This window comes from Corynebacterium matruchotii, from assembly GCF_011612265.2.
GTDB classification, from domain to species: domain Bacteria; phylum Actinomycetota; class Actinomycetes; order Mycobacteriales; family Mycobacteriaceae; genus Corynebacterium; species Corynebacterium matruchotii.
Map to the genome: position 1 here is coordinate 2,271,334 of NZ_CP050134.2, position 16,069 is coordinate 2,287,402.

Genomic DNA, 16,069 nt, shown 5'->3' on the forward strand with positions numbered 1-16,069 from the left:
CATAATGGCTATTCCCCAACTCTCCCCCTACGAGATTCCCCCACTGCCCACAAACCAGGCCGCACACTGGCAGCTCGATCCCAAGCGTGCAGCATTATTAATCCACGACATGCAGGAATACTTCATTGCCGCATATGACCGTAATGCGAATCCCATGAGCACGGTTTTATCGAATATTCAATCGATTATTTCATTCGCTGACTCACACGGCATGCCGGTATTTTTCTCCGCGCAACCGCCAGCACAGCACTGGTCACGTCGAGGCCTGCTTAACGACGTGTGGGGCACCGGCATCGTCACGGATGCCCAGGCAGCCATTATCCCAGAGCTAGAGCCCGCAGCCGCACATCACCAGGTAATTACCAAATGGCGATATTCTGCATTCGAACGAACAGACCTGGAACAGGCACTGGCATTCACCCGACGCAACCAGCTTATTATCACCGGAGTGTATGGTCATATGGGATGTCAAGTAACCGCGGTGGATGCCTTCATGAAAGACATTCAGCCCTTCATGGTCGGCGACGCCATTGCGGATTTCTCGGCCACGGAACACGCCGAGGCCATGTCGTGGGTGGCCAAACGCAGCGGCATGGTCATAAGCACCGCGGAGGTACTCAGTGCATAGTTTTATCTTCACCGAATCCGGTTTAACCCTGACCGCGTGTGGGGTGGCCCAAGAGTTTGACCGAATTTCTGATGCGAACGAGTATTTGCATGATGGGCTTTCGTTGATAGTGGGGGCGTTACCATTTCATCGCACCGACGCACCCCGACTATTTGCCCCACGGGAATACAAATTCTCGTCAGAACCGGTGACGCTGGAATCACCGGACGCGCTGCCCGCGGTTGCAAGCGTGGATTTCCTCCCGCCGCTGTCTGTGCACCAGCAACGCATTGAGCAGTGCATCGCCAAAATTCAGGCCGGCACCCTGGACAAACTGGTGCTTTCCAGGGCGGAGCGGTTTCATTTCACCGGTCCAGTGAACCCCGAGGCTGTGCTGGCCGGCTACATGGCGAGCGCCGGCACGGGTTTCGGATACCTGGTAGAGCTGGCGGACGGCGAATTCTTTATCGGTCCCAGCCCCGAGGTGTTGATAAAGAAGCAGGGCCGAGAAATCTCATCATTTCCGCTGGCAGGAACCGCCATGCGTAGCACAGACCCGGAATTAGATCGCGCAATCGCCGCCAATTTACAGGCCTCGGAAAAAGACCTACACGAGCATTCGTTTGTGACCACGGGCATCAGGGAAGCACTCGCACCCCTGTGTACGCAACTGGAGATCCCAGCGATTCCGCTGGTGATGCACACCGCCCACACCTGGCATTTGGGCACCCCGATCAGGGGTATTTTGCGGCCGGACGTAGACATGTCGGCCCTGGACTTGGCGCAGCTCCTCCACCCCACGGCCGCGGTCAATGGGCACCCGGCACAGATTGCCGCGGAGCTTTTGGCTAAGCAAGAACCGGATCGTGGGTTCTATTCCGGCGCAGTAGGGTGGGCCAATGGCCGGGGCGATGGCGAATGGCGGGTGGGGATCCGCAGCGCGCTCATCAGCGGAGATACCGTAACCGCCTATGCCGGCGGCGGGATTGTCGCAGACTCCGTGGCGGCGGACGAACTGCAGGAAACCCACACGAAGTTGGGCCCAATCCGCTCCGCACTGGGCATACTGTAGGGCCGGTTGGTGGCGATCACAGAAAGACAATGAGGGATAGCAATGGGAGTGACCAAATGAGTTTGTACCCGGCCGATTTTGTGGAATTATACCGGCGGGAAGGATTGTGGTTAGACGAGACGTTTGCCACATTTTTTGCCGATGCGGCGAACCGGTTTTCCGACGCCGAGGCGGTGGTAGGACCAGACCATACCGGTGTTGAGCATCGCCTGACCTACCGTGAGCTGGCGGATTATAGCGCGCAGGCTGCCGGAGTCCTGGCCGCACATGGTGTTGGCCAGGGGGATTTCGTGGTGGTACAGCTGCCCAACATCGTGGAATACGTAGTAGCGATCGGGGCGGTGTTCCGCCTGGGGGCGCGTCCGGTGTTTGCGCTCCCCGCACACCGACAGGCAGAGCTCACCCATTTTGTGAACCAGTCGGGGGCGAAAGCGCTCATAACAACCGGCGTGTGGAATGGGTTCGACCATCGGGAATTGGCCCGGGAGCTGAATATCACCACGCTGGTGATCGCGGAGGATCCGCAAGAATTTTCGAGGTTCACATTCGCGGATTGGGCCGAGGCGAAACCGGTACCGGCGGCGCAGGTTGATCCCCTTGATATTGCGTTCTTACAGGTGTCGGGCGGCACGACAGGGATACCAAAGCTCATCCCCCGCAGTCACGCGGACTACCTGTATTCGGTGCGAGAGTCCGCACGAATTTGCGAACTTACCCCGGAGACCAGATTCTTGGTGGTATTGCCGGTCTCCCATAACTTCACCATGAGCTCCCCGGGGATTCTCGGGGTGTTATGGTCGGGCGGCACGATCGTGCTGTGCCCGGAGCCCACGCCGTCGACAAGCTTTACGCTGGTGGCACGGGAACGGATCACGTTGTGCGCGCTGGTTCCACCGCTGGCGTTGGCGTGGCTGGCCATGGCGCCGGTGCTGCACCCCGACCTGAGCAGCCTCAAGGTGTTGCAGGTGGGTGGGGCGAAGTTCACCCCGGAGGCGGCGAAACGCATCGCACCGGAGCTTGGCTGTCGGCTGCAACAGGTGTTTGGCATGGCGGAGGGACTGGTGAATTACACCCGGCCGGACGACAGCGAAGAGCTGGTCATTGGCACGCAGGGCCGACCCATGTCGCCGTTTGACGAGGTACGGGTGGTTGACGATGCGGGCAATGATGTGCCACCTGGTGAGCGCGGCCGGTTGCTCACCCGCGGCCCATACACGATTCGTGCCTATTGGGGCGGGGTGGACAAGGAGTCCTTTACCGAGGACGGGTTTTACGCCAGCGGTGACCTAGTGCGACAGCTACCGTCGGGGCATCTCATCGTTGAGGGTCGGGACAAAGACCAAATCAACCGGGGTGGGGAGAAAATCTCCGCCGAGGAGATCGAGGACCACCTGATTTCCCACGATTTGGTGCATGATGCGGCAATCATTGCGGTGCCGGACCGGCTACAGGGAGAGCGTTCGTATGCGTTTGTGGTGCTCACCGATGGCGCACGGTTGGATGCCACGGTTTTGCGTGACTACCTGCGAAAACGTAGGGTTGCCGACTATAAGATCCCGGATTATTTCGAATTTGCCGAGAGCTTCCCAACTACCGGGGTGGGGAAAACCAATCGCCGGGAATTGCGTCGGATCGTGCAGGAATATGTTTCGGCGAAAACCCAACAGCAAGAAGAATCAACGAATTAATAGAAAGGCGGCATCATGACCGAAACAAAAATCATCACAGACGTGGCGGAATCCCTGGGGGTAGCGCCGGATACGCTCACCCCGGACACCAACCTGACGGACGCCGGGCTGGATTCGCTACGGCTCATCATGCTGGTGGAAAAATGGCGTGCGGAGGGCGTGACTGTGGATTTCCAAGACATACTCACCCGGGCGACGCTAGCAGAATGGTTCGAACTGTTTCAAAGCTAATATGCCTATTTTTTACACCGATGACCAGCTCATTGAGCTAATATCGCAAAGCAATGATCCATCGAATGCGTGGTCGATTATTTGGGAAACCATCACCCGCGAGGGCACACCGTTAGTGGACGAAGATTCCCTGCGGATGACGTTCCTGTTTGATGCGGCAGCCGTATCAGATATGGATGTGGAGTCGGTGCATGTTTGGATTAATCGGCTCACGGACAAGGAACGGGTGACGCAAGGGTTTATGAAGAACATCCCCGATACCACGGTGTGGGTGCGAACGATAGAGGTGCCGCCCAGTCTGCGGGCAGCATATTGTTTTCGGATAAATGCCGGCGAACACCGCCCACCGGGACATAATAGGTATCCGCATCGACGCGACCCCCATGCCCGTAATGGGCATCTGGTGATAGATGGTGACTATGGATTATCCTTGTTGCAAGGCCCGGACGTGGTGGAGGTGCCGGAATCTTCGGCCTGGCAACACGTGGATTTAGCCCATCCAAGCCGGTCGATCACGGGTTCGATTTCTGGGCTGCCCACATACCTGTATTTACCAATCATTCCGCACAAGGATCTGCCCTTGGTGGTCCTGATTGATGCGGATGTGTGGTTCCAACGGTTGAAGCTGGACCAGGTGTTGGACTATCTCATTGCACAGGGACACATGCCCGCGTGTGCCATACTCGGCATCGGTTTTACCGATCCCGCAAAGCGACGCCGACTGTTGGGTGCCAACAATGAGCTGACCGCTTTACTTACCGGTCCCGCCGTGGAATACGCACAGCGGCAAGCACTATCGGCGGGCCATACCATAGCGCACGATACCGTCATTATTGCTGGTCAAAGCCTTGGCGGACTGACCTCCCTGTGGGCGGCATTGCGCCACCCGGACCGAATCCGGTCCGTGATCGCCAGCTCCCCATCGCTGTGGTGGCGCCCGGAGGATGGGTGCACACCGGCCGACCTCGCCACTATTAATGTGCCGTGGCTGGTAGAGCAGATATTGACCGAAGCCCCCAATCATTCCGCGCATTCCGCTTCCAACACCTGCGACATGCTTCCGCCCGCCTATTTGGATGTGGGGATCCGGGAGGGAATGTCGGTCGCACATATGCACGGCCTGCATTTCGCCATGACCAGCCACAATTGGGAACATAAGTTCGAGGTATGGGATGGGGGTCACGACTTTGCCTGGTGGCGAGAGGCCCTGCCACACCGGTTGAGTCAAACCCTGCGCACCTTGCCGCCAGCCACGGTAAATTACCAATAATCATAAGGATAACTAATCATAATGTCCCCGCTATCCCCCACGTTCACACTCAGCCCTGGCCAACGCGCCATTTGGTTCGCTCAGCAAACCAATCCGACCAGCACGGAATACCAGTGCGCAGAATTACTCACCTTCGACACCATGGTGGATGTGGAGGTATTATCACAGGTCATCGCCAATTGTTTGGAAACGCTGCCGGTGTTTCAGGCGCATTATGCAGGCCCGCACGAGGCAACGGCGTGGCCGCACCGCATCGCGGTGGAGCACTATGGCACGGTTGCGGGGGACGTGCAGCAGTGGGCGGCGCAGCGCATCACCGAGGTGACGGATCCGGCGCTGCGGGGCGACACGTTGACGAAGCACTGGCTAGGGACCCTGCCGGATGGCAGGGTGGTGTGGCTGGCCCGGTTCCATCACATCACCGGGGATGGTTTTGCCATCAATGCCCTATTGTCGTGGTTGGGTGAGGCCTACACTGCGCACATGGCGGGCAAACCCCTGCCCAAAAACCATCTGACCTGTGATTATTCGACCATTTCGGATGTGGAGCCCACACAGGAGGTGGCGGATTATTGGGCTCACGCGGAGGTGTCCGCACCGGAGTCGATCATGTCCGCCCAGCCCGCGGACGACGAAATGGTGCTGGCCAGCACGGTCATATCCACGGCGGAACGGGCAAAGTTGCACGCCATCCACCCCGTGGAGATGGAGACCTTGGCCACGGTGGCTGCATTTTATGTTTCCGCGTTCTCTAGCCCCGATGCGGCGACGGTGACGTTGGGCATGCCGCTCATGAACCGGCCGTTGGGACAGTCGCAGGTGGCGTTGACCCCCATGGTGTCGGTGTTGCCGCTGGTGGTGCCGGTTTCTTCCGAGCAGCCCATGACCATCCCGGAGGTGGCGCAGGCGTTTCGGGGGTTGCGTGCGCACGCGGCGATCCGCACCGACCAGTTACGCCAGGTCCTGGGGGTGACCGATCCCCACCGGCATGTGGTTGGCCCACACGTAAATATTCGCCCGTTTACGCCCGAGTTTCAGTTCGGATCGGCGGTTGCCCGCCTGACAACGATCTCCGTAGGCCCCATCAATGATTGTGAACTGGTGTTCCAATCTTTGCCGGATGGCGGCCTGGAAATCATCGTCATGGCCCGGGGAAGTAATCTGAAGCTCGATGTGCATCGACATGCAAACCGGTTGGCTCACCTGATTCGAAAGATCGCTGAACGGGGAAATTTTGATGGTGTTTCGGTTGCCACGACGGCAGAGCTGGCAGAGATTGCAGCAGCAAATGACACAGCACATGAGCTGCCCGCTCGAAGCCTGCCGGAGCTCATCGAGTTCAATCGAACAAGGACTCCCATGGATGTCCTGGCGTTGGGCATATGGTACGACAGCAAGATCAGTAGTGGCCAGGGCCCGCGGGGCACGTTTGCGTGGCGCACGTGGGCGCAGGTGTGGGCCGCGGTTGATGATCGGGTCGCGGTGCTGCGCGACCTGGGCTTGGGGCCCGGCCATGTGGTGGCGGTGCATCTGGAGCGCAGCGAGGAGTTTCTCCTGACGGTGGCGGCGGCCGCCAGCCTGGGGATTGCCTGGTGTCCCATCGACCCGGACCTGCCCCCGGACCGTAAGGTCCACATGGTGGCAACGAGTAACGCCGCGGCTGTGGTCACGCTCACCCCGGTAGCCGACACGGTTGTGGACGACGCCACCACTGGCATTACCACCATTGATGCCGCGAATTGGCGGGTGACGCGGCGGGCGGAGATTCCTGCGACCGGCGACCCGGAGTGCGCGTATATTCTGTTCACCTCGGGCTCCACGGGCACTCCTAAGGCTGTGGGGGTTTCCCAGGTGGGTATTGCTAACCGGTTGGAATGGATGTGCGATTATTATATCCTCGGGCCGTTTGATCGGGTGCTGCATAAAACCCCAAGTTCGTTCGACGTGTCCGTGTGGGAATATTTGTTACCGTTCACCCATGGCATCTCGACGGCTATCGCATCGCCGCAGGCACACCGCAATCCTGAGGAGATTCTGGCCCACCTGCGCGTGGGGAAAATCAGCGTCTGCCACTTCGTTCCCTCGGCGCTGAAGGCGTTTTTGACCTATGCGTCGTATGCGGATAACCAACCAGATTTGCCGAAATTACGTATGGTTATCACGTCCGGGGAGGCCCTGGATTCGGGAGTGGCCCAACGCTGCCGGGCCTTGTTGGGTGTTGCGGTTCATAATCTTTATGGCCCCACCGAGGCAGCCATTGATGTGACCGCCCACACGGTCACGGACGCGGATCGGATCATTCCCATTGGGGCACCGGTGTGGAATACCCGCATCTATGTGGTGGATCGGTATGGTCAGCCGGTGCCGCCCGGGGTGCCAGGTACGTTGTTGATTGCCGGCTGCCAAGTGGCGTTGGGCTACGTGGGCCAGCCGGAGTTAACGGCGCAGCGGTTCCGTCCAGACCCGGATTATCCCGGCGAACAAATATACGATTCCGGGGATCGGGCGTTGTGGCATGGTGGGGAGTTGTATTACCTGGGCCGGTCGGATGGTCAGGTGAAGCTGCGGGGTCAGCGCCTGGAGTTGGGCGAGGTGGAGTCCGCGGTCGCTACCGTGCATGGTGTGGCGCAGGCGGCCGTTGCCGTGAAGGAGGTGGGTGGCGATAAGGCGCTTGTGGCATATTGCGTTCCCACCCCCGGTGCCGACCCTCAGGCAATTCCCGAGGAGGTCTTGACGGCCACGAAGGCGGTTTTACCTGCGTTTATGGTTCCGAGCTTCGTTCTTGTCGTGCCGGAGCTGCCGATGACTCGCAATGGGAAATTGGATGCCTCAGCGCTCCCCTCCCCCGCCCCGCAGGCGGTTTCTACTGTCGCGGACGCCACCCCTGCCGAGCGTCGGGTGTTGCAGGCGTTCAGCGAGGTGCTGGGCACGCCGGTCGCCGATGTGGATGCGAACTTCTTCGCGTTGGGTGGTAGTTCCCTCAGCGCGGTCATGGTCGCAGTGGCGTTGGATGGGGTTCATATCGCAGATGTGTTCGCGCACCCGACCGCCCGATCCTTGGCCCAGCTTATCGACGCCCCCAGCGCGGGTGACGCCGGCTTCGCGGAGGTCATCACCCTTCACGAGCACCATGGTGGCACCCCGGTGTTGTGCTTCTATCCGGCCGGCGGCTTGAGCTGGTCTTACACCACCCTGGTGCGTATGCTGGCGGATCGGGAGTATCCCGGGGGCGTGTTTGGGTTCCAGGCACCGGGCATTCTTGACGAGTCGGAGCGCGCCACCAGCATCACGGATTCCGCCGCCCGGATTTGCGAACACGTTATCGGTTCCATGGGGTTTTCGCGGGTCGCATTGGTGGGCTGGTCGGTGGGTGGTGTGCTGGCTCATGAGGTGGCCACCCAGTTAACACAACGCGGGATTAAGGTCGAACATGTGATCGTTTTAGATGCTTATCCGGCAACGGTATGGCGGCAGTTGCCCGCCCCGGACGATCGGCGGCTTTGGCAGGGGGTGCTGGCCATGGCGGGGATCACTGCGGATCGTGAGCTCACTCCCGCCGAGGTTGTGGCGGCAATGCGGTCGCGGGGCGGCGTGTTTGCCGAGCTTCCGCCCACCGCCCTGGATGGGATTCGAACCATGGTGAAACATAATGCTTACCTGATGCGGGATCATCACACTTCCCACTATCCGGGTGAGCTGATTCACGTGACCGCGGCGGCGGAACTCCCGGAGCGGGACCCTCGGCTGGTGGCGTCCGCGTGGGAGCCGCACGTTGGTACGCTCACCAGTTATCACGCGAATGTACGGCATCCAGGTATGGTGAGTCCGGAAGTGTTATCCCAGGTGGCCGCCATTATTAGCGGTGCTCCCACAACGTGGTGATGGGCAAAAGATACTGCCAATCACGGTAGCGTCGTGAGTGCATGCCGGTGTGGAGAATGACACCGGCAATGACTTGATCGCCTAGCGCCTGCCGCAGGCGTTCCATGGTGGCAAAGTCTTCGATGGCGGGTTGGGTGTTGGTGGTGACGTCGATGAGGACGACCCGGCCATCGACAAGCTCAACCACGACGCCAACGGTAGCGCCATCGCGGGTGCGAAAATGTCTCAGCCGAAACGATGTCGCGCTCCAGGTTTGCTGCGTAACCAGTTGTTGGACGACAAACTGCTCCAATAGCTGACGAAAATATGTTCTACTGCGGGGTATGTCGATCTCTCCGGCGCTAAAGCCCACGTTTTGGGCGGTGAGTCCGGTGTCTAGCAGGAGGCTTTTCGCTGCGCTTACCGAACGTTTATTCGCAGCACTGTGCCAGCCAGGGAGGTCGATAATGACGCCAGCGGCCCGCAGGGTCATCATGGCGACCCGAGCTTCACGTTCGGTAATGCCCAATTCCCGGGAAAGTCGCGCTTGCACGATCTCGGTGACGGGTGTGGTGGCAAGCAGGGCTACAACCCGCCGGAGCACGTCATTTCGCAGTCGGGCGCACAGGTTGCGGGTGTAGTTTCGGCACCAGCGGGCCTGGCTTTTCGTGGTGGCGCACCCCAGGGCCATGGGCATGCCGCCGCGGGTCACCCGCAGCGTCACGGCCTGCCTATTAATGTAGCTTCTCGGCGGGTATTCCACCGGTGGCCGAGCAATGATCCAGGTGACGAAGTCTTCCGGTGTGGCATGCTCGTCGATTTCGCCCTGACTGAGTGGATGAACCGTCACGTGACCGATGTCCGCAGTATCGTGGTCGACACCGCAGCCGGCAGAATCGACCACGAGGAAGCGCCCATCCCAACCGCCGAATTCCGCCAGGCCACATATATGGTCCAGCAGTTCGGGCGCGTAGTGGATGCCATCAATCACCAGCAACTTGCCGGGGGCCTGCCGGACGAATGCGACTGGCTCCTGGTAGGCGAACGCATAGGGGTCGGGGTCATCAAGGTCGACGAAGATCCCGCCAGTTCTATCTGCCAGGTCGCGGGCGATAACGCTTTTGCCCACCTGTGGGGCGCCGTGGAGTGCCACCACCGGGAAATGAGCGAGCAGGTTTTGGATTTCTTGGGTGGCGAAACGTGGTTTTATTGGCATAATCCCCAGGGTACTAGGGTCATACATCATTGAAGCTTTTATTAGTTATTGGGAAACCAAGCCACACTAGCAAGTAGCAAATCGGAAAGAACACGTCATTTGCCTTGGTTTTTGGAGAATCGCTGCACGAGTCACTGAACCATGCTTCTCCGGGCGCCAGATCAACTTCAGCATATGCATTGTTCATGATGATTGAGCACTAGACGCCGGCATTCCAGCCCAGGCTATCGTGTCTCAGCAAAAATCGGAGTACAATGGCGATGCCAGCGTAGACCATGGACGGTATCTTCCCTGGCAGCCGACTAGATTTCAGGCTTCATGTGCATTTTGAGCATATGCAATAACTGAATCATGAAAGAAGATATATAAATATGAACGAAAAGCAAGCGCAGACCCTCGGGTGGATTGCGACTGCAATGTCAGTGATGATGTACGTGTCGTACATTCCACAAATCATGAGCAACCTGAGTGGGCACAAGGGTGATTTTATTCAGCCATCTGTGGCCGCGGTGAACTGTACCTTATGGGTGATCTATGGTTTGTTCAAAAAACAGCGTGACTTGCCTCTGGCTGCGGCCAACATGCCGGGGATCGTCTTTGGCCTGATTGCCGCATCAACCGCACTCCTGTAGCCACTGTCAACGTGTATATTTTTAGCGCTCACCACCAAATAGTGTGATGCGCCCGCCTGTATTGCCCTCACGCCCCCATCTACCCTCCGAGGCGGTGCCGGGTTTCAGGTGACGTATCCGCATAGACTTCTCCGAATACCAGCTAGCCAGAAGCTATAGCGATAGAACTGCTGCTTAGCAAAGTGCAGCCCACAAAATCCTGCCCACTTTAGCCGTCGTAAAGCAAAATAGCACAAACGCCCCCAACAATGATTGCTGGGGGCGAATGCGGATAGTGCTTGAAGTGCTACTGGAAAGTTACCGGGCCTTCTCGACGATTTCGACGAGCCGGAAATGCTTGTCCTTCGACAGCGGCCGGGTTTCCTCGATGCGAACCAGGTCGCCAATACCGGCAATCTCGTTCTCATCGTGCACCTTCACCTTGGAGTTGGTGCGGATGGTCTTACCATATAGTGCGTGCTGTTTCCGGTCTTCCAGCTCCACAACGATGGTTTTCTGCATCTTGTCCGACACCACATAACCGGTGCGAACCTTGCGGGAGCCCTTGGTCTTCTTGTTCACGTTTGCCTCACTCATAATTAAGCCTCAGCTCCCGGAACCACAGACAAGCCCAGCTCGCGCTCACGAATAACCGTGTAGATACGGGCAATGTCGTGCTTGACCGTGCGCAGGCGACGGTTGTTGGTCAACTGGCCGGTGGCGGCCTGGAAGCGCAGGTTAAACAGCTCTTCCTTGGCCTCGGCCAGGCGGTTTTCAAGCTCCTTAGCGCTCAGTTCGCGCAACTCGTGTGCGGGGGTACCGTTAGCCATTAGAACTGGTCCTCCTTCTTGAGAATACGAACCTTGCAGGGGAGTTTCTGGCCGGCGCGGCGCAGTGCTTCTAGAGCCATTTCCTCATTGGGGTAGCTCATTTCAAACAGGATGCGACCTGGTTTGACGTTAGCGATCCACTTTTCCACCGGGCCTTTACCGGAACCCATACGCACGCCGAGCGGCTTTTGGGTCAGGGGACGGTCCGGGAAAATATTGATCCACACCTTACCGCCACGCTTGACGTGCCGGTTGATGGCGATACGGGCGGATTCGATCTGCCGGTTGGTGATATAGGCGGGCTCTAGAGCCTGAATCGCGTAATCACCGAAGTTAATGCGGTTACCACCCTTGGAAACGCCATCACGGTGCGGACGGTGCTGCCGGCGGTACTTCACGCGCTTTGGAATAAGCATAGGTGTTAGCCCTCCTGCTTCTGCTCAGCACGCTGACGACGCTGACCGCCACGACGCGGACGTGCGTTACGGTCACCGCGGCCGCGGCGTTCGGTTGGTGCATTGAGTTCGCTCTCCCGCCGGTTACCCACAACGTCACCCTTGTAGATCCACACCTTGACGCCGATGCGGCCGAAGGTGGTGTGGGCCTCGTAGGTGCCGTAGTCGATTTCGGCGCGGAGGGTGTGCAGGGGAACGCGACCTTCATGGTAGCGTTCGGTGCGGGACATCTCGGCACCGCCCAGACGACCAGCACACATGACCTTGATGCCCTTGACCTGCGGCTGACGCATGGCGCCCTGGATTGCTTTGCGCATGGCGCGGCGGAAGGCGACACGGTTGGTCAGCTGCTCAGCGATGGACTGGGCCACCAGCTGGGCGTTGGCATCAATGTTCTTGACCTCTAGGATGTTCAGGGCGACCTGCTTGCGGGTGAGCTTTTCCAGCTTCGTGCGCAACCGGTCGGCCTCGGAACCCCGACGGCCAATCACAATGCCGGGGCGGGCGGTGTGGATGTCGATGCGAACCCGGTCGCGGGTGCGTTCGATCACCACGTCGGCAATGCCGGCCCGGTCAAGGTTTTTGGTCAGATAGTCGCGGATTTTGATATCTTCCGCAAGATAATCAGCATATTCTTTATCGGCGAACCAGTGGGACTTCCAGTCGGAAGTAATGCCCAATCGGAGGCCGTGTGGGTGAATTTTTTGGCCCACTATTATGCACCTGCCTTCTGGCTCTCGACAACCACAGTGATGTGGCTGGTGCGCTTACGGATCTGGAATGCCCGACCCTGAGCGCGGGGACGGAAACGACGCATGGTGGGGCCCTCGTTGGCGTATGCCTCGGAGATCACCAAGGTCCGCCGGTCCAACCCGTTGTTGTTTTCGGCGTTGGCCGCGGCAGATTGCACTACCTTTGCCACCGGCACTGAAGCATCCTGGGGGGCGTACTTCAAGATGGCGAGGGCTTCCTCGACGGACTTGCCGCGCACCAGGTTGATAACGCGACGGGCCTTCATGGGGGTGACACGGACGAAGCGGGCCGTTGCGCGTGCGCTGTTATCACTCATCGCTTATCGACGTCCCTTCTTCTTCTCTTGGATGTGACCCTTGAAGGTCTTGGTGGGGGCGAACTCACCGAGCTTGTGGCCGACCATGGAGTCGTCTACATACACCGGCACATGCTTCCGGCCGTCATGCACGGCGAAAGTATGCCCAATGAAGTCGGGGAGAATGGTGGAACGACGGGACCAGGTTTTAATGATCTGCTTGGTACCCTTTTCGTTCTGAGCATCAACCTTTGCGAGGAGGTGCTCATCGACAAACGGGCCCTTCTTAAGGCTACGTGGCATCTTCTCTTACCTCCTCTTAGCGCTTCTTGTTCTTGTTCGAGCGGCGACGCTGAACAATCATGTTATTGCTGTAACGGTTGGGGTTGCGGGTACGACCCTCTTTCTTGCCCCATGGGGACACGGGGTGACGACCACCCGAGGTCTTACCTTCACCACCGCCATGCGGGTGGTCAACGGGGTTCATAACCACGCCACGCACGGTCGGGCGTACGCCCTTCCAGCGCATACGGCCGGCTTTACCCCAACGGATATTGATTTGATCGGCGTTGCCGACCTCACCAACGGTTGCCCGGCACCGGATATCCACGCGGCGGATTTCCGAGGAGGGCATGCGCAGCACCGCATAGTGACCGGCTTTACCCAGCAGCTGGATGGAAGAACCAGCGGAGCGGGCCAGCTTAGCGCCGGCGCCCGGCTTGAGTTCCACGCAGTGGATGAGGGTACCGGCGGGGATGTTACGCAACGGCAGGTTGTTGCCAACCTTAATGTCAGCGTTCGGACCGGCCTCCAGCATTTGGCCCTGGTACAGGCCCTTGGGGGCAACAATGTACCGCTTTTCACCATCAATGTAGTGCAGCAACGCAATGTTGGCGGTGCGGTTCGGGTCGTACTCGATGTGAGCGACCTTGGCCGGAATGCCGTCTTTGTCGTTGCGGCGGAAGTCGATGATGCGGTAACGACGCTTATGTCCGCCACCCTTGTGGCGCACGGTGATGTGGCCGTGAACGTTACGGCCACCCTTCTTGGGCAGGGGGCGCACCAGGGATTTCTCCGGCTTCGAGCGAGTGATCTCCTCGAACATGGACACGGAGCTCTGGCGGCGACCTGGGGTTGTCGGCTTATATTTACGAATAGCCATAGTTTTTCCTTATACCTCGACCTTCTTCTTATGCAGCGGAGCCGCCGAAGACGTCGATGGGATCGCTGCCCTCACGAAGCGTCACGTAGGCACGCTTGGTTGCCTTACGGGTACCGTAGCCGCCGGTGCGAGTGCGCTTGCGCTTGCCCTCACGGTTCACGGTATTCACGGAAGCAACCTGCACGCCGAAGATCTGCTCGATGGCAATCTTGATTTCGGTCTTATTAGCGGTCTTGGCGACGAAGAACACGTAGGTGTTCTCCTCCATCAGACCATAAGATTTTTCCGAAACAACCGGGGCAAGAATAATGTCACGGGGGTTGGGAATCTTAGCCATTTGTTCTCTATCCTTCCTCGTTAAGCCTTCTCGGCCGCAGCGGTCGTACGGGCGATGAAAGCGTTCAGAGCCTCGACCGAGAACACGACATCATCAGAGTAGAGGACATCGTAGGTGTTCAACTGGTCCTGGTAGCGGATGGTCACGCCTGGCAGATTACGGGCGCTCAAGCGCGAGGTAACGTCGTCCCGACCCACAACGAACAGAATCTTCTTGCGGTCGGTCAGGCGCGACAAAAACGCGAGAGCTGACTTCGTCGAAGGCTTCTGACCAGCGACCAACTCATCGACCACGTGGATGCGTGCGTGACGAGCACGGTCCGACAGTGCGCCGTAGAGTGCGGCCTTGATCATTTTCTTCGGGGTGCGCTGGCTGTAATTCCGCGGCTTGGGGCCGTGGGAAATGCCGCCACCGGTGAAGTGGGGTGCCCGGATAGAGCCCTGACGAGCCCGGCCGGTGCCCTTTTGGCGGAATGGCTTTTTGCCACCGCCGCGCACTTCACCACGAGTCTTGGTGGAGTGGGTGCCTTGACGCCGGGCAGCCAACTGGGCGTTGACAACCTGGTGCAAAAGCGAAATGGAAACTTCACGATCGAAGATTTCAGCAGGTAGTTCTACCTGGCCGGCAGTGCTACCAGCAGCGGTTTGGACATCTAGTGTTAGATGGCTCATGCGCGGTTACCACCCTTCACTGCGGTTTTCACGGTAACGATGCCGCCCCGGTTGCCGGGGATCGCACCCTTAATAAGGATGAGGTTGGCATCGGCGTCAATCTTTTGAATCTTCAGGTTCTGGGTAGTGACGCGATCCTGACCCATGCGGCCAGCCATGCGCTTGCCTTTGAACACGCGACCCGGGGTAGCGCAAGCACCAATGCCACCAACACGGCGGTGGGATGCTTGGTTACCGTGGCCTGCGCCCTGACCGGCAAAGCCGTGGCGTTTCATGCCGCCGGCAAAACCTTTACCCTTGGTAATGCCAGTCACATCGACGAACGTAATGCCGTCGAAAATGTTTGCGGTGATTTCCTGGCCGAGTTCGTAGCCGGAAACATCATCCATACGGATTTCCGCCACGTGCCGCCGGGGGGTAACACCAGCTTTGTTAAAGTGACCCGCTTGGGGCTTTTTCACCTTGCGAGGGTCAATGTCGCCGTAGGCGATTTGAATGGCGGTGTAGCCATCGGTTTCTTGGGTACGAATCTGGGTAATCACGCATGGACCAGCCTCAACGACGGTTACCGGAACAACATGGTTGTTCTCGTCGAAGATCTGAGTCATGCCAAGTTTCTTGCCCAGAAGGCCCTTGATCTCAGTTTCACTCATTATTTGTTCTCCGCTGCCAAAAATGTCGTCGATTACGCAATATTCACGTCGACGCTGGCCGGAAGATCGATGCGCATGAGTGCGTCAACCGTCTTCGGCGTCGGGTCGAGGATGTCGATCAAGCGCTTATGTGTGCGCATCTCGAAGTGCTCGCGAGAATCCTTGTACTTGTGGGGAGAACGAATAACGGCGTATACGTTCTTTTCGGTTGGCAGTGGCACCGGGCCGACAACACGTGCACCCGTACGGGTCACAGTTTCAACGATTTTACGTGCAGACACGTCAATCGCCTCGTGATCGTAGGCCTTCAGCCGAATGCGGATCTTTTGTCCCGCCACGCTTATCCTCTTCCTCGCT

General features: G+C 58.7%; 19 protein-coding genes. 7 read left to right on the plus strand and 12 right to left on the minus strand.

Annotation, left to right across the window (positions count from 1 at the left end; all coding sequences use genetic code 11):
* The first annotated feature begins 4 nt into the window (after window positions 1-4).
* Genes HBA49_RS10085 through HBA49_RS10110 form a run of 6 tightly spaced genes read left to right on the plus strand, consistent with a single transcriptional unit; the run spans window position 5 to window position 8,750 of the window.
* A complete protein-coding gene (locus HBA49_RS10085; protein WP_005524445.1) occupies window positions 5-628 on the plus strand; it encodes an isochorismatase family protein in 624 nt (207 codons plus the stop codon).
* Window positions 621-1,679, plus strand: a complete 1,059-nt coding sequence (locus tag HBA49_RS10090) for an isochorismate synthase (protein ID WP_005524097.1) — start codon at window positions 621-623, stop codon at window positions 1,677-1,679. The genes HBA49_RS10085 and HBA49_RS10090 overlap by 8 nt, the downstream gene beginning before the upstream one ends.
* Window positions 1,680-1,735: 56 nt before the next feature.
* Entirely contained in the window at window positions 1,736-3,367 is a 1,632-nt protein-coding gene (locus HBA49_RS10095) for a (2,3-dihydroxybenzoyl)adenylate synthase (protein WP_005524707.1), read from the plus strand.
* Between the two features lie 15 nt (window positions 3,368-3,382).
* Complete coding sequence (locus tag HBA49_RS10100; RefSeq protein ID WP_005524737.1) at window positions 3,383-3,598, plus strand: phosphopantetheine-binding protein; 216 nt, start codon at window positions 3,383-3,385, stop codon at window positions 3,596-3,598.
* Window position 3,599: 1 nt separating this feature from the next.
* Complete coding sequence (locus tag HBA49_RS10105; RefSeq protein ID WP_005524632.1) at window positions 3,600-4,868, plus strand: alpha/beta fold hydrolase; 1,269 nt, start codon at window positions 3,600-3,602, stop codon at window positions 4,866-4,868.
* Between the two features lie 21 nt (window positions 4,869-4,889).
* Window positions 4,890-8,750, plus strand: coding sequence for a non-ribosomal peptide synthetase (locus HBA49_RS10110; protein ID WP_005523956.1), 3,861 nt, complete (start codon window positions 4,890-4,892; stop codon window positions 8,748-8,750).
* Here HBA49_RS10110 and HBA49_RS10115 read toward each other — a convergent pair.
* On the minus strand, window positions 8,725-9,945 hold the full coding sequence (locus tag HBA49_RS10115; RefSeq protein WP_225866060.1) for an ATP-binding protein: 1,221 nt from the start codon (window positions 9,943-9,945) through the stop codon (window positions 8,725-8,727). The two genes, HBA49_RS10110 and HBA49_RS10115, sit on opposite strands and share 26 nt — an antisense overlap.
* 371 nt (window positions 9,946-10,316) lie before the next feature.
* Between HBA49_RS10115 and HBA49_RS10120 the strand changes: the two genes are divergently transcribed.
* Window positions 10,317-10,577: a SemiSWEET family transporter gene (locus HBA49_RS10120; protein ID WP_005519682.1), complete on the plus strand. Its 261-nt coding sequence runs from the start codon at window positions 10,317-10,319 to the stop codon at window positions 10,575-10,577.
* 297 nt (window positions 10,578-10,874) lie between these two features.
* On the opposite strand, the gene rpsQ is transcribed toward HBA49_RS10120, so the two are convergent.
* From rpsQ to rpsJ, 11 genes are read right to left on the minus strand one after another with little or no spacing between them, the layout of a single operon-like run.
* A complete protein-coding gene (gene rpsQ / locus HBA49_RS10125; protein WP_005519672.1) occupies window positions 10,875-11,153 on the minus strand; it encodes a 30S ribosomal protein S17 in 279 nt (92 codons plus the stop codon).
* 2 nt (window positions 11,154-11,155) lie between these two features.
* Entirely contained in the window at window positions 11,156-11,386 is a 231-nt protein-coding gene (gene rpmC, locus HBA49_RS10130) for a 50S ribosomal protein L29 (protein WP_005519671.1), read from the minus strand.
* Window positions 11,386-11,802, minus strand: coding sequence for a 50S ribosomal protein L16 (gene rplP / locus HBA49_RS10135; protein ID WP_005519669.1), 417 nt, complete (start codon window positions 11,800-11,802; stop codon window positions 11,386-11,388). The genes rpmC and rplP overlap by 1 nt, the downstream gene beginning before the upstream one ends.
* A gap of 5 nt (window positions 11,803-11,807) precedes the next feature.
* Complete coding sequence (gene rpsC, locus HBA49_RS10140) at window positions 11,808-12,554, minus strand: 30S ribosomal protein S3 (protein ID WP_005524222.1); 747 nt, start codon at window positions 12,552-12,554, stop codon at window positions 11,808-11,810.
* A 2-nt stretch (window positions 12,555-12,556) separates the two neighbouring features.
* Entirely contained in the window at window positions 12,557-12,910 is a 354-nt protein-coding gene (gene rplV / locus HBA49_RS10145; RefSeq protein WP_005519666.1) for a 50S ribosomal protein L22, read from the minus strand.
* Window positions 12,911-12,913: 3 nt separating this feature from the next.
* On the minus strand, window positions 12,914-13,192 hold the full coding sequence (gene rpsS / locus HBA49_RS10150) for a 30S ribosomal protein S19 (RefSeq protein ID WP_005519659.1): 279 nt from the start codon (window positions 13,190-13,192) through the stop codon (window positions 12,914-12,916).
* A 16-nt stretch (window positions 13,193-13,208) separates the two neighbouring features.
* The gene (rplB, locus tag HBA49_RS10155) at window positions 13,209-14,051 is read right to left on the minus strand and encodes a 50S ribosomal protein L2 (protein WP_005524365.1); all 843 of its coding nucleotides are present in this window, start codon (window positions 14,049-14,051) and stop codon (window positions 13,209-13,211) included.
* A gap of 28 nt (window positions 14,052-14,079) precedes the next feature.
* A complete protein-coding gene (gene rplW, locus HBA49_RS10160; protein ID WP_005519657.1) occupies window positions 14,080-14,388 on the minus strand; it encodes a 50S ribosomal protein L23 in 309 nt (102 codons plus the stop codon).
* A 20-nt stretch (window positions 14,389-14,408) separates the two neighbouring features.
* Window positions 14,409-15,059, minus strand: coding sequence for a 50S ribosomal protein L4 (rplD, locus tag HBA49_RS10165; protein WP_005519656.1), 651 nt, complete (start codon window positions 15,057-15,059; stop codon window positions 14,409-14,411).
* A complete protein-coding gene (gene rplC / locus HBA49_RS10170; protein WP_005519655.1) occupies window positions 15,056-15,712 on the minus strand; it encodes a 50S ribosomal protein L3 in 657 nt (218 codons plus the stop codon). Before rplC ends, rplD begins: the two co-directional genes overlap by 4 nt.
* A 32-nt stretch (window positions 15,713-15,744) precedes the next feature.
* Window positions 15,745-16,050, minus strand: a complete 306-nt coding sequence (rpsJ, locus tag HBA49_RS10175; RefSeq protein WP_034994818.1) for a 30S ribosomal protein S10 — start codon at window positions 16,048-16,050, stop codon at window positions 15,745-15,747.
* Window positions 16,051-16,069 lie beyond the last annotated feature (19 nt).

Coding starts and splice junctions, on each gene's coding strand:
- HBA49_RS10095 (WP_005524707.1), top strand. CDS start 1,736: ATGAGTTTGTACCCGGCCGATTTTGTGGAATTATACCGGCGGGAAGGA.
- rplD (WP_005519656.1), bottom strand. CDS start 15,059: ATGAGCCATCTAACACTAGATGTCCAAACCGCTGCTGGTAGCACTGCC.
- rplV (WP_005519666.1), bottom strand. CDS start 12,910: ATGAGTGATAACAGCGCACGCGCAACGGCCCGCTTCGTCCGTGTCACC.
- HBA49_RS10115 (WP_225866060.1), bottom strand. CDS start 9,945: ATGCCAATAAAACCACGTTTCGCCACCCAAGAAATCCAAAACCTGCTC.
- HBA49_RS10105 (WP_005524632.1), top strand. CDS start 3,600: ATGCCTATTTTTTACACCGATGACCAGCTCATTGAGCTAATATCGCAA.
- HBA49_RS10085 (WP_005524445.1), top strand. CDS start 5: ATGGCTATTCCCCAACTCTCCCCCTACGAGATTCCCCCACTGCCCACA.
- HBA49_RS10100 (WP_005524737.1), top strand. CDS start 3,383: ATGACCGAAACAAAAATCATCACAGACGTGGCGGAATCCCTGGGGGTA.
- rpsS (WP_005519659.1), bottom strand. CDS start 13,192: ATGCCACGTAGCCTTAAGAAGGGCCCGTTTGTCGATGAGCACCTCCTC.
- rplC (WP_005519655.1), bottom strand. CDS start 15,712: ATGAGTGAAACTGAGATCAAGGGCCTTCTGGGCAAGAAACTTGGCATG.
- rplW (WP_005519657.1), bottom strand. CDS start 14,388: ATGGCTAAGATTCCCAACCCCCGTGACATTATTCTTGCCCCGGTTGTT.
- rpsQ (WP_005519672.1), bottom strand. CDS start 11,153: ATGAGTGAGGCAAACGTGAACAAGAAGACCAAGGGCTCCCGCAAGGTT.
- HBA49_RS10110 (WP_005523956.1), top strand. CDS start 4,890: ATGTCCCCGCTATCCCCCACGTTCACACTCAGCCCTGGCCAACGCGCC.
- rpmC (WP_005519671.1), bottom strand. CDS start 11,386: ATGGCTAACGGTACCCCCGCACACGAGTTGCGCGAACTGAGCGCTAAG.
- HBA49_RS10120 (WP_005519682.1), top strand. CDS start 10,317: ATGAACGAAAAGCAAGCGCAGACCCTCGGGTGGATTGCGACTGCAATG.
- rplB (WP_005524365.1), bottom strand. CDS start 14,051: ATGGCTATTCGTAAATATAAGCCGACAACCCCAGGTCGCCGCCAGAGC.
- rplP (WP_005519669.1), bottom strand. CDS start 11,802: ATGCTTATTCCAAAGCGCGTGAAGTACCGCCGGCAGCACCGTCCGCAC.